Here is a 13,315-nt window from a genome sequence, read left to right as displayed (position 1 = left end):
ACATTATACTTCTTCTAAACAGCAATGGCTTTGAACCTAAATATATTTCTGCTAAAGATTATGAATACTATATAGCTAGGCAAATGGCTATGCATTTTACTGATGTGCCCAACCTTAACAATATCAGTGCAACAGATGAATATTTAAAAATCGGCAGGCAATGGGTCAGAGGTATTTCCTTCGTTGATGTGGAGGATATTCAACTTCCCAACGAAATCGAAACTTACTCAACTATTGGAGGTAGTGGGGCCGCTGCTTCCACAGCGGTAGATAATTTTTCATTTATAAATGAAATGGAAGATTATACGACGGTGGTTTACAATCAGATTATTTCAATCCCTAACCAAACTCAACGACAGCGCGATCTGGACAAGCGACAGAGAAAACTGCAGGGATTGGCGCAAAACAGCCCATCCAATGCAATCAATGCGGAAGAAATCGCCACACTGCTTCATAATATCGCCATTGATGGTCAACTAATCGTTGATGCACATTTCTCAATGGTGTATTCAGCCGATTCCTTCGAGAAGCTTGATAAACTTCATTCTTTAATAGACAGCAAACTGTTTATGAAAGGTATAGTAACAAGTAAGAGAGCGACGAATCAGCTAGAATTATTTAGATGCTCACTCCCAGGTAACGCCGCAGAATTACGGGATTACGATTTATTTATGACAACCAGCGAGGCGGCGATTTCTTTTTTTTTTAAAGAAAGTTACCCCGTAAACGAACCTTCGCCATTCTATCTTAGATTCACTGATAGGCAAGGAGTTCCGTTAAAGATAGATCCTTGCGATCTCCCAATGAAAACAGGAAGGATAAATAACAGAAACAAATTCGTGCTTGGCCCATCTGGATCAGGCAAATCGTTTCTAATGAATAATATAGTTGAACAATACCTAACCTATAATTACGATGTGGTCATAGTTGATACTGGTGATTCCTATTCCGGGACATGCAAATACAAAGGAGGGAGATACATTCAATATACCGAAGAGAAACCGATAACGATGAACCCTTTTATAATGAGCAAAGAGGAATTCAATATAGAAAAGATCGAGTTTCTTACCAACCTTATATTTCTAATTTGGAAAGGTGCCGACGCGACGATGAACAATACAGAGAAATCAATTCTCGATAACACAATGATGGCTTACTACCAACAATATTTCACCGCAAATTCAGCTTGGTATGAAAGCAAAACGGATGAGGAGCTGCTGATTTATCTGGACAAGTTTAATATTCATGAAGATGATATATACGATGATGTCGACTATCTACTCAATGACAACAGTACTTATTATGACATTTTGGGAATTCCGATTGACTCTCCTACAGATGTGATCCGTAAGCAAGGGCGAAAATTAATCACGGAATATCATCCCGATAATAACAAACAGAATAGCAATTACAATCCTGATGTATTCTTTAGAATTTTGGAAGCATATCAAACGCTGAATGACGAGGAAAAGCGTAGTGAATATAACCAGAATGCCCTGATTTTAATATCGCCGAATGAAGTTATCAAGTTATATAAAGCCAGCGGCGACAAATCAGAACATTTTCGGAAAGCTCTAATTAAAAGAATTATGGCTCTTCAGGAAACCCTTAAAGTCCAGGAATTGTCATTCAACAGTTTTTATGATTTCGCATCCAGCTTTTTGCCAATATACTTGAACAATAAGAAGCATCCAGTGAACGATAGAGAATTTAACCTTCGTAATTTTCAGTTCGTTCTGAAAGATTTTTACAAAGGCGGAAGATATGGCACCACGCTAAACGAGTCCGCAGATAACACATTGTTTGAAGAACCATTCATCGTGTTTGAGATTGACAATGTAAAAGACAATCCCAAACTCTTTCCCATTGTTACGCTCATCATCATGGACACATTTATTCAAAAGATGAGATTGAGAAAAGATCGCAGAAAGGCTCTGATCATTGAGGAGGCTTGGAAGGCTATCGCTTCCAAACTCATGGGAGGATATATCCTTTATCTCTACAAGACCGTAAGGAAATTCTGGGGAGAAGCTGTTGTTGTTACGCAAGAATTGGATGATATCATTGGAAATGCTGTCGTGAAGGATTCAATTATAAATAACTCAGACACATTTATCCTGCTTGACCAAACAAAATTTAAGGACAATTTTGACAAGATTGCATCGCTTCTTTCCCTGAATCAGATCGAGCAGAACAAAATATTCACAATCAACAATCTAAATAATAAGAATGGTCGTGCAAGGTTTAAGGAATTCTATCTTAAAAGAGGTTCTGTAGGTGAAGTATACGGAAACGAGGTTTCATTGGAGCAATACTTAACCTACACCACTGAAAAACCTGAGAAATCTGCAATCGAATATTACGCAAACAATATCGATGGAGATTATGACAAAGCATTGATGCGATTTGTAGATGATGCAAACAAACTCGGGAAAAATATTGACGCTCTAGTCCAGCTGACGAATTTGAATAAAAAACCGATTTCTGATTCTGTGATCAGTTTTTATGAGAATTATAGGTTAAGGAACTCTAAATCGAACAATTTGTTTAGGGATATGCAGTCCGAAATGGAGGATAAGAAAATTACATTCGATGAACTAATTAATAAATACAGCAATGCATCATAAGGCACTTCTAGTAATACTGCTAACAATCTGTAGTTTAAATGCTAAAAGTCAGAGCATTTATGCCGATGTAACAACGACAGCTGCGATTTTACTTGCTTCAGAGACGCTGAGTGACAGACAGAAAGAACATATCGAGCAAAGTGAGAAATTGCAAGAGCTTCAAGGATTTGTATCCCTTCAGATGGAGCGGGCAAATAATATTCAGAACAAACTATATAAAGGTCTGAGTGAGGTATCCGGGACTTTAGAAAACGCCATACAAGTGAAATACATATGGGCAAATATTAAACGATGCCAAAAAAAAAACACAGCGTATTGGAGAATTGGTTAAAAAACATCCCCAGTATTCCATTTTTGGAATAAAAGCCACGCAAACAACCCGTGAACATATTGTAGAGTGTACTACAAAAATGTCACAGATTCTTTCACCAGGAGAATTAAATTTAGCAACATCAGGGGATAGATATAGGCTTTTGGAGGAAATAAACTATGATTTACGGATGCTGAACATTTATCTGCTATCTATCCAATTGGCTTTGGAAAGAGCAGATCGATTAGGTTTTTGGAAAAGCCTAAATCCATTCCAAGGCTATATCAACACGGACAAAAACATTGTAGAGAACATAATGCAGCAATATAAATTTTACTTCTAAAAACATGAAAAGATTGTTTCTGATTTTGGTCGTTGTATCCTCTTTGCTAAACGCACAGAGAAAGGAATATTGCTCTCCGATGATGATAAATATGGAGATTGAAGCTACATTGAAGGAACATAACAGGCAGGTTGACATGCGTAAGGGTCAGGTAAAACAGACTGTATTGGAAAAATACAATAATAATGAATGGAACAAATTAAAGAAGGTTTCTACAAAAATACAGGAGCGGTTAAGGTTTGTAGATTTTGCACTTCAAGGTATTCCTACAGGTTATAAACTATATCTCGAATTTAAAGATATCAAAGAAATAGAACAGGAAATAATTAAAGAAATTGAGGATACCCCATATGCTGCAATTGTAGCTCTGAAGGATCAGATCGAATTTGCAGACCAGGTACAGATGATTTCAAGGTTCTTGATAGGGATTGTTTCATCGTATGGTGCCATCAATCAAATGGAAAAGGCTGAGCGGCAGATTTTACTTAACCACGCCCTAAATGAAGTTTGGAATTTAAAGTCTTCAGCCTATAATACATTGTTTTTGGTAAGAGATTTTAAGAAGACCGTTAGATTCAAAGCGTTCTCTATAAAATATTATGTAAACAGAGATATACAAATTGTTAAGGATATCATGAAGGATATAAAAGACTTTTAGCATGAAGAATCTTAAACTATTTTATACAGCGGCAGCATTATGTCTAAGTCATTACGCCACAGCCCAGTTTTCATATGGACTGTCATTTAATCCTGAGTTCTTAGGACAAGTACTAGTGAATTCTGCGGCGAGAACAGCCAGTGAGGAGGCCTATATTAACTCATATAAGAAACAGGTTGAATTTTATGAAAAGATATCAGAAAAGGCCGCACAGGTGATGCTCATCACGGATTATATTCACAAATCATTAACTGAAGTTCATTCAACAGTCCAGCAAGGGAAGCAGTTGAAATACCTTTTTCAGTATTTCAATAAGATTGGTGAAAACACTGCAAAGCTCGGAAAAGCCACTGCAAACAATCCTCACTTTGCACCGCTCTATTACAAGTATTATGTACTGATATTCCAAGAAATTGCGGAAATGGAAAAAGAGGTGCAGGATGTAATTCTGCATGTAAACGATCGTAATATAATGGATTCATATGAAAGAACATTAATGATAGACGAAATGCTTCATCACGCCAGACTAATCAACATGTATATAGTTTATCTGACAAATAGGCTAAACAGCGCAAAAAAACAGTCATTTTTTTGGCAGGTACCTAAACTAAATTCTTGGATACATGCAGATAAATTTATTGTAGAAGACATTATTAGAACTTACAAATGGAATTTTTAAACAAAAGATGCTTGGCGGTGTTGTTAATCAGCCAACTGACAATTGCTCAAACTGTAACAATAATTAACGACCCATCGATAGTCGCTCAGGAAAAAAGGAATGTCTTCCAGAAATGGGGAGACTGGAAGCCGACCGCAAAACGGTTTTTAGGTATAAACACAAATGTTGCATATGCATCTGTTTGGGGATGGATGGCACCATCACAAAACAGAGACTATAAGAATGGGAAGGACATCCGACCGCTAAAACCAACCGGACTACAAAATCAACGATACCTCCTTCTACTAGAGGAGGAGGCAGACGCTAAAAAAATTGAGGTTGAATCCGATTCCATAGCGAAACGAAAACTTGCGGACTTTATGCATATGACACCCATTACCGTAGATGCCGACCCACTTTGGCTTCTTTATTACAAACGAATGTTAACACCTCTAAAAAATTTTCCTGATGAACCAGTGAATTACATGGAATGGGGCTTCAAAAATCAGGAATCGTTTGAACTTGCACAATCACTTGGAGATTTGAAGTCTTTGAAGGAACAATTAGATATGGCAAAGGATAAATACCAGATAGCCAGATCAGCTGATATGCCAAGAGGAAAACGATTTCTTCTATACCATGAGGCTTTAATGGAGTGGAGAGATTTCCTTTCAAATCTTAGAAGGTATCGGGAAAAAGGCATTACCCTTCTAGAGATCAACAAATTATGGGCAAAAATGAAAAAAAGTGAAAAAAATATTCCTCAGATGGAAGGTGATGTTGCGATAGTCAAACAAGTTATGGCGCAATACAAAGACAAATTCTAATCATATGAATAACAGAAAAATTTGTTTCATAATACTGGCAATGCTGATGTGTTTTCCTGCACTCGCAATTGCACAGCAAACAGCAAGTCCAGGCGCAGTAAATCCAGCTGACGCTGCCAAATTGGTGGAATTTCTCAAAGGGCAGGGAACTTTTGAAACATGGTTTATGCAGGTTTTTAAGAATTTGGACACTCAAATCGAATCTCGCGCCCGGCAATTCAGTATTATTGGACGCACCATAGGAGCAACTGGTGCGTTAATACAACTAAGTGTTATTGGCTGGCAGATGCAGGAGGGTTTAAGATCATGGGAGGTAACGCCAATGATAAAGCCTATTGTAATCGCAATGCTATTGAGTAATTGGGTACCGTTTACACATTTAATCAAAAAGCCTCTACAATCTCTTTCGGAAACACCTGAAGCCATCTTTCAAAAAATTGAGAAAGACGCTGATGAATATAGGGTAAAAAAGTACGAAAGACAGATGATGCTGTTGGATAAAGTATTTGAATTAAACGCTCAGGTACAGCTTGAACAAAGAAAAGTGGAAAGGACAGAAGCATTAGCAAATAATAAGTTAGGGAAACTCGGAGAAATAGTACAAGATATTAAGGAGGATACGCAGGATGTTATGGACAATATAGAAAGACCGCTCCTTGAATTAGCTAATAGATTAAGTTTTGAATTTCAGCGAACCATTGCATATGCTATAGAAAATTTAGCGCTGATTATCCTCCGTGTTTGCACATATTGCATCTTCTTCATTCATAAAATATGGCTCTATGTTCTTCTGGTTCTCGGCCCTATTCCAGTAGGGTTGTCTTTGATTCCAGGTTTTGACAGTAATTTTAGTAACTGGGTTGCAAAATATATCAATATAAACTTATACCCATTCATTTGCTATACAATAATCAATATCGGTCAGCAATTAATTATTGCGGGGTATAAAATGGAACTGGATAGATACAATAAACTAATAGATGAAAGCGGTACAGTTACCGATCCTGGACTGGTTTTGACATTCGTTTCGCAAAGCGGTTTTCTGCATATGCTGGTATTCAGTACCGTTCCATATATCGTAACAGCAATTGGTATCAGAATGACGCCAACTATCGCAGATGCTATCATTAGCGGCGGCGGATCCCAAATTATGTCAAAAGCTAAGCAAACTGCGCAAAGCGGCTACAGCGCAGCCAAAAGTGTAGCTTCGGCCGGAAGCAATATTGTAACCAAGGGAGCAGCTGCAGCTGCCAAAACAGGAAAAGAAATAGCGGCGTCTGCTCGTACAATGACAACTACAAAACGATAAACATCCAAATTGCACATGGCACTCATTAAAAACATAGAAGAAAAAATTAAAATAAACAGAACAGTTTCTATAGCATCAATTGTTGCGGCACTGATTGTCTCCACAGGAGCTTTTATTACTGCTTACTCAATGGTAAGAAATGCTCAGAAGTCAATTTATATTCTAGACAACGGTGTGCCTTTGCTGGTTAAGCAAACAGACGAAATGCTCAACAGGCCGGTAGAATATAAATCACAGGTTGAACTGTTTCATCGTATGTTTTTTACCCTTGCTCCGGATGATGAATTTATTAGGGAAAATATTGAGAAATCTTTATATCTGATTGATGATTCAGGTAAGAAGGAATATGCCAACCTACGTGATAGAGGTTTTTACAACCAGTTAATCGCCTCAAGCGGAATGATGACGATGCATACAGATTCAATTCAGCTTGATATGTCAAAAAAATTCTTTCGTTATTTTGGAAGGCAGGTTATTATCAGAAAGACTTCGGTAATAACCAGAAATCTAATTACCGAAGGTGCCCTGCAAGACATCATCAGAAGCCCAAAAAATCCGCACGGTGTCCTATTAACAAACTGGAGAATTATCGATAACACAGAAATTACAAATAGGGAGAGATGAAAAAGCATTACAGAAAAGCCATTGAGACTTTAAACAGAAATCCAAAACAATTTTATAAAATATCCTTAATCCTGATAGCTGTCTCAATGGTATTGTCAATTACGCAGTATTTCCTATTTCCGGAATCATCAATTTCAATGATTCCGAAATTCTCGAATAATGAAAAACTTGTGAATGTTCAACAGAAATATGAAAAAAAGGAGCAGAAAATGAAGATGATTACCGAAGAATTACAGATTCTACGAGATAAAGCTTCAAAATCACAACTTTCGGCAGATGACAGCCTTAGGATTAAATATCTTCTACAACAATATGAAAGCGTTAAGAAATGAATTTAAAGAAAATTAACTTTAAACAACCTAAGTATATTATTCCATTAATTGCCCTTATACCATCAATATTAATCGTAACGCAAGTTTCAGGATTGTTTATTGGTGACAGAGCAAAGGTAGCGCAAGAGCTTTCAACGGAACTTGGAGAAAGCAGCGAGAAAATAATTTCTAAAAACGAAGCCTACGAAATATATTTTGAGAAAGGCGAAAACAGGTCAATGCTAGATGGGCTAGATGAAGAGAATGATTCTCTTAATACATACAGTGAAAATTTATCGGAATACCAAAAAAGAAGGATTGACTCACTTGAATTTGAACGCACAAAACAATTACGGCAGGAAGAAATCCGTCGGCATAATTATTATGCTCAAAAGCAGGATGAACAGGATTTCCAACGGTCTAAAGACATTATCCGAATGCTGAATTCAGAGATTTCAGGGACGGCATCTTCGAATAATGTTATGCAATCGCAAGCATATCAAAAGGAAGAGGAACCTTATGATCCCGTAAAGGTGATGCGGCAGCAAATGCTTGTGATGGATAGTATTGAAAAAGTCAGAGATCCTGAATATCAGGCGCAACTTAAAGCGGAGGAAAAGCTGAAAAAAAATAAAGATAAAATGAAGGCCTTCCTGAATTCATCGCTGTCCGTTTCTAAGGTTGGCCTTAGTCCACATTTTAACAGCGTTTCTGTGGAATATGAAAGCAATTTTATAAAGGCGGTGCTTGACGAAACTAATAAAGGTTATCTGGGAAGCCGGATTCGCTTCAGAATTCTGGAAGATATCGCTGTAGGAACGAACATTATTCCAAAAGGTTCAATTCTTTACGGACAAATCACTGGATTTACAATGCAGAGGGTAAACCTTAATATTTTAAGCGTTCTCTCAAGAGGGAAAATATACCCTGTGAATCTTGCAATTTACGATGTTGACGGAATGAAAGGGCTTTATGTTCCTGCTTCAATGTTTCGGGAAATGATGCGGGAATTTGGAGTAAACAGTGTTCAGGGGCAAAATCTTGAGATGGATAACATGAACTTCTTTGCCAGTATGGGATCAAAGTTTTTTACTTCAGCCTCCCAGTCTATGGCTAACATAATTCAGAAGAACAAAGCAAAACTTAAATACAACAGCTTCATCTATTTGGTAGATGAGAAAGAAACCGGTAATTCTAATCCATATTAAATTTATGAAACAGATTTTTTCCACACTTGTGCTGCTCTTTTCTTTCGTGGCATTTGCACAGACGCCAACAGAAATCAAACAAATGAACAACCTTACAACCGTTCTGATGGCAAAAGATGTAAACCTTCATTTTATTTCTCCGGAACCTATTCAGTTTGTCGACCTCTCATCAAACAAGTTTTCTGGCGATCTCCCCGCACGAAATATAGCAAGGGTTAAATTAAACGACCATTCTGTCATAGATTCAGTACAGGGAAAACCATTCGAATATTACAACGGAGAAGATATTGGCGTAATCACTTTGGTTGCTCAATCATTTATGGCTCAGTATAAGGTTGTTTATTCCAATTCAGCAAGCACAACAACACAGATTCAAATTCAAGCGGAAGATATGCATCCAATGCAATATCCTTCAATGGCAATGTCTGAGAGTGAGATGAGAAGTTTTGCTAATAAAATTCTTTTCAGCAAAGCTAAAAAACCGATAAGAACGGAAAGAAATCTAAAACTTAAAATGTCACTGAACAATGTGTATGTGATTGACGATCACATATTTCTCGATATATCCGTAGAAAATCAGTCAAATCTCGGATATGATATTGAAGACATCAAGTTTTCAATAGAGGATAAGAAAATATACAAGGCCACAAATAATCAGAGTATTGACTTGACGCCAAAGTATCAGTGGAACGGTAAAAGGAAATTCAGGAAGTCGTTCAGGAATATCTATGTGTTTGATAAATTTACCTTTCCCGATAGTAAGATACTGAAAATCAGATTGATAGAGGAACAAGTTTCCGGAAGAACAATAGAAATGAAAGTAAATTATTCAGATGTATTAAACGCTGATACTCTTTAATAAATTGATGTCTATTATTAGCATTGCAAGTTACAAGCTAAAATATCAAACAACAAAGAATTTTCATAGTAGGTTTTAAAAATGCAGGAGCAACAGCACCAGATTAAAATTTACGGATTTATGCAGCGGGCAGTTTACGGAATGACTATTCTAGACTGTCTAATTGTATTGTATAGAGGTAAAAACATCCCTGTTCTTTCCAACCTGTTGGAAAGTTTTTCTGGGATGCCATTCCTTCAATCTCCGTTGGCAGCTAAACTGTTTACGGTGCTTTTGATCGGCATCGTAGCCACAGGGACAAAGGCTAAAAAAAAGAAAGACCTCAATATCGTAAAAGAAATTGTAGTACCAATTCTAATAGGACTCCTGCTAATGTTAGGTGCCATTATTTTAGCTTCCGAAGCAAGAAATACCCACAATGTTGTGATAGGTTTCGGCGTCAATGTATTTGGGATAGGATACATTGCCTTATCACTAATTGGGGTTATGATAACTCAGATGGGAGCGGATTCAATTTCAAAATATCTGAAAACACAAATGGGCAAAGACAGGTGGAATACCGAACAAGAAAGTTTCGCTCAAAACACTGAATTAGTAGAATCTCCATACTCAATTAATATTCCGTATAAATTTCGCTATAGCGGAAGAACTAATAACGGATGGCTAAATATTAATCCATTCAGAGGAACAATGGTCATCGGAACTCCCGGATCGGGAAAGTCATACGGTGTGATTAACCCTACCATTCGACAGATGGTGGCTAAGGGGTTCTGCACCTGTATTTATGATTTCAAATTTCCTGATTTGGCTCAGATTGCCTATTACCATTATATCAAGAAAAAGCTTGAAGACCCAGATTACAAGCACAAATTCGCGATCATTAATCTTAACCAAGTTGAAATGTCTTATCGTGTAAATCCGCTCCGGAAAGACTACATAAGAACTCTTATCGATGCCCAAGAAATTGCGGAAGCCCTCGTTTCCTCAATGCAGAAAGGCGGCAATTCAGGCGGTGGTTCTGACCAGTTCTTTACTCAATCTGCAATTAACTTTTTGGCTGCAACCATCTATTTTTTTGCAAAGTATGACAACGGAAAATTCTCAGATTTACCTCACATTCTTGAATTTATGAATAGGGACTATAAGGAAATCTTTGATACATTGTTTTCAAATTTTGAACTGACATCATTGCTTTCGCCGTTTGAATCGGCTTACAGAAATCAGGCTTTCGACCAGTTAGAAGGCCAAATTGGTACGGTTAAGATTTTCCTTTCACGACTAAGAACGAAAGAAACGGCATATATTTTTTCAGGAGATGATATTGAACTCAAAATAACCGATCCAAACGACCCTACGATACTCATCTTGGCTTCAGATCCTGATACTCAGGATATTAATTCAGCGCTCTACGCCGCTGTTCTGAATAGATTAATGAGATTAATCAATCATAAAGGTAATCTTCCAGGTGCGATCATTGCTGACGAATTTCCTACCATCTATATCCATAAAATCGATAACCTTGTTGCTACAGCGAGAAGCAACAAAGTCGCAGTTGTTCTTGGTTTACAGGAATTAACACAGCTTAAACAATATTATAAGAAAGAAGCCGCAGATACGATTACATCTATTATGGGAAATATTTTTTCAGGCTCTGTTAGACATAAGGAAACACTGCAATGGCTTGAAACTATGTTCGGTAAAATCAAACAGAAATCATATTCACAGTCAATTTCTCAACAGGGAACTACAACATCAATAAATGAAAAAATGGATAACATGATTCCTGCTGCAAAGATATCCAGCCTCAGAACTGGAGAAATGGTGGGTATTATAGCGCAAAGTGAAGAAAATCAAACTGACGAATACAAAACATCCGCGTTTTCAGGAAAAATTAATCTTGACAGAAAATCTATCGAAAAAGAAGAGGCGGATTATCCAAAGATGCCGGTGCGAGTGAAATTTAGGGACAAGGAAGATGAACTGATGACCAATATGCTTCGGATCAGGGAAGAAGTAGAGATTATTGTAAAATATTTTTATAAACCAAATGAAAAATAGTTTTTTAGTTGCTGCAGTGGCAATTTCATTCTCAGTCAAAGCCCAGTTTAATACTATAAAATATTTTGCGCCGCCATCAAAAAAACTAGAAGTGCAACGCATGGAGATTCCTCTGCCAAAAAAAGATATCAATAAAAAGAAACTTTCCAACAAAGAATTACTTCAAGGTTCGTTGGATTCCATGCGGTCACTTATTAAATTATATCACGAGGAAAATCAAATGAATGTAGCTAATTTAAGGCGCATGCGGGATTCTCTCATACTGGTTTCCAGTCTACAGAGATCAATTCCGAAAAACAGCATTAAGGCGACAGCCAACAGTATGCAGACCTTTGATTTTGTTCCCGAACCTATTACTGAAACATTGATTTCAAAAATGTCAATGCCGGTTGACGGCAAGTTAAGTATTACCTCTGGATTTGGCAACAGAATACATCCTGTGCTGGGATTTATGAAGATGCATAACGGAATTGATATAGCAGTAAGCTATCAGCGAGTGAAAGCAGTGCTGGACGGTGTGGTGTCTAATGTAGGATACGATGCTGCGAGCGGAAATTTTATGAAAATAAGACATTCCGAGAAGTATGAAACCGCATATCTCCATCTATCCGAAATATATTACAAGCCAGGAGAAAGAGTAAATGCTGGGTATGTAATCGGAAGAAGTGGTAACAGCGGGCGTTCTACAGGCCCGCATCTGCACTTCGCTGTGAAAGAAAATGGACAATACATCAATCCTGTTAGATTTTTAAACCAACTAATATCTGTAAACAATATAATGGCAAATATAAATTATGGAAACTGACAATTTACCAAAGGAACAACTGCAACACTATGGAATCCTCAATGCAGATCAGACTTTCTCCACACGATTGTCTGATAAAGACATCTCAAAATTTTTGAATGGTTATGCAATTATCGTAGATAAAGAAAACCAGCGACTTACTTTCCAACTGAAAGAAAACAATACAAGGTTGGAAGTTAATCTTTTTTACAGAAGTAAAAACTTAGATCAGATCAAGGATGCTGCACGAGATAATAATGTGCAGTATGTTACTGAATTAAATCACTATGCGGATGAAAGTAAGGAGCTCGAATTTTCAAAAAAATTAATGATTTTCAACGAACAAAACGAGATAAGGGAAATTGATATTATTAAGAATCCAGAGAAAGCAACAAAAACAATCCTTGAATTAAATAATCCACAACAAAAAAACAGATATAAGACTGAACTGCTGGAATTGAAAGGTATGCTGGAGGATAAGATTGATAAATTTCCAGAAATAGCTAAGGATATAACTGCAAATTTGAACATTGTATCTAAAGAAATCAATGCTGTTGACAGTATAAATCCTGTTAATAATACTAATGCGGAACAGACAGATATTCGCCTAGATGTGAACGATCCTGATCTATACCAAGATGCCAACCGAAATCGTGACAGGCAGACAGAAATTGACTTTGAAGAGGATTTGGAAGAAGAACAGGAAGTAAACAGGTCTCGTGGCAGACGCCGATAAAAC

13 protein-coding genes and 1 pseudogene are annotated in these 13,315 nt (G+C 37.1%); all 14 read left to right on the top strand.

Annotation, left to right across the window (positions count from 1 at the left end):
- Positions 1–2: 2 nt before the first annotated feature.
- Positions 3–2,627, top strand: a pseudogene (locus IMZ16_RS04070) (TraG family conjugative transposon ATPase); the annotation flags it as partial.
- Complete coding sequence (locus tag IMZ16_RS10335) at positions 2,617–2,958, top strand: hypothetical protein (RefSeq protein ID WP_227411560.1); 342 nt, start codon at positions 2,617–2,619, stop codon at positions 2,956–2,958. The pseudogene IMZ16_RS04070 and the gene IMZ16_RS10335, both read left to right, overlap by 11 nt.
- Positions 2,959–3,037: 79 nt before the next feature.
- On the top strand, positions 3,038–3,280 hold the full coding sequence (locus IMZ16_RS10330; protein WP_227411559.1) for a hypothetical protein: 243 nt from the start codon (positions 3,038–3,040) through the stop codon (positions 3,278–3,280).
- Between the two features lie 4 nt (positions 3,281–3,284).
- Entirely contained in the window at positions 3,285–3,938 is a 654-nt protein-coding gene (locus IMZ16_RS04060) for a hypothetical protein (protein WP_193440601.1), read from the top strand.
- Between the two features lies 1 nt (position 3,939).
- Positions 3,940–4,617: a hypothetical protein gene (locus tag IMZ16_RS04055; RefSeq protein WP_193440600.1), complete on the top strand. Its 678-nt coding sequence runs from the start codon at positions 3,940–3,942 to the stop codon at positions 4,615–4,617.
- Positions 4,605–5,423, top strand: coding sequence for a hypothetical protein (locus tag IMZ16_RS04050; protein WP_193440599.1), 819 nt, complete (start codon positions 4,605–4,607; stop codon positions 5,421–5,423). Before IMZ16_RS04055 ends, IMZ16_RS04050 begins: the two co-directional genes overlap by 13 nt.
- A gap of 4 nt (positions 5,424–5,427) precedes the next feature.
- Positions 5,428–6,732 carry a type IV secretion system protein gene (locus tag IMZ16_RS04045; protein ID WP_193440598.1) on the top strand — a complete coding sequence of 435 codons (1,305 nt, stop codon included), beginning with the start codon at positions 5,428–5,430 and terminating at the stop codon, positions 6,730–6,732.
- Between the two features lie 15 nt (positions 6,733–6,747).
- Positions 6,748–7,356, top strand: a complete 609-nt coding sequence (gene traK / locus IMZ16_RS04040) for a conjugative transposon protein TraK (protein WP_193440597.1) — start codon at positions 6,748–6,750, stop codon at positions 7,354–7,356.
- Complete coding sequence (locus IMZ16_RS04035) at positions 7,353–7,688, top strand: hypothetical protein (RefSeq protein WP_193440596.1); 336 nt, start codon at positions 7,353–7,355, stop codon at positions 7,686–7,688. The genes traK and IMZ16_RS04035 overlap by 4 nt, the downstream gene beginning before the upstream one ends.
- Positions 7,685–8,875 (top strand): conjugative transposon protein TraM, encoded by a 1,191-nt coding sequence (gene traM / locus IMZ16_RS04030; protein WP_193440595.1) that lies wholly within the window; start codon positions 7,685–7,687, stop codon positions 8,873–8,875. The genes IMZ16_RS04035 and traM overlap by 4 nt, the downstream gene beginning before the upstream one ends.
- A 4-nt stretch (positions 8,876–8,879) precedes the next feature.
- The gene (gene traN, locus IMZ16_RS04025; protein ID WP_193440594.1) at positions 8,880–9,734 is read left to right on the top strand and encodes a conjugative transposon protein TraN; all 855 of its coding nucleotides are present in this window, start codon (positions 8,880–8,882) and stop codon (positions 9,732–9,734) included.
- A gap of 81 nt (positions 9,735–9,815) precedes the next feature.
- Complete coding sequence (locus IMZ16_RS04020; protein ID WP_193440593.1) at positions 9,816–11,792, top strand: type IV secretion system DNA-binding domain-containing protein; 1,977 nt, start codon at positions 9,816–9,818, stop codon at positions 11,790–11,792.
- Entirely contained in the window at positions 11,782–12,597 is an 816-nt protein-coding gene (locus tag IMZ16_RS04015; RefSeq protein ID WP_193440592.1) for a M23 family metallopeptidase, read from the top strand. Before IMZ16_RS04020 ends, IMZ16_RS04015 begins: the two co-directional genes overlap by 11 nt.
- On the top strand, positions 12,587–13,312 hold the full coding sequence (locus IMZ16_RS04010) for a hypothetical protein (RefSeq protein WP_193440591.1): 726 nt from the start codon (positions 12,587–12,589) through the stop codon (positions 13,310–13,312). Before IMZ16_RS04015 ends, IMZ16_RS04010 begins: the two co-directional genes overlap by 11 nt.
- Positions 13,313–13,315: the final 3 nt, after the last annotated feature.

This window comes from Cruoricaptor ignavus (assembly GCF_014961145.1).
Classification (GTDB): domain Bacteria; phylum Bacteroidota; class Bacteroidia; order Flavobacteriales; family Weeksellaceae; genus Cruoricaptor; species Cruoricaptor ignavus.
Note: the sequence above shows the minus strand (reverse complement) of the source record. Positions and strands in the feature narration are given on the sequence as shown.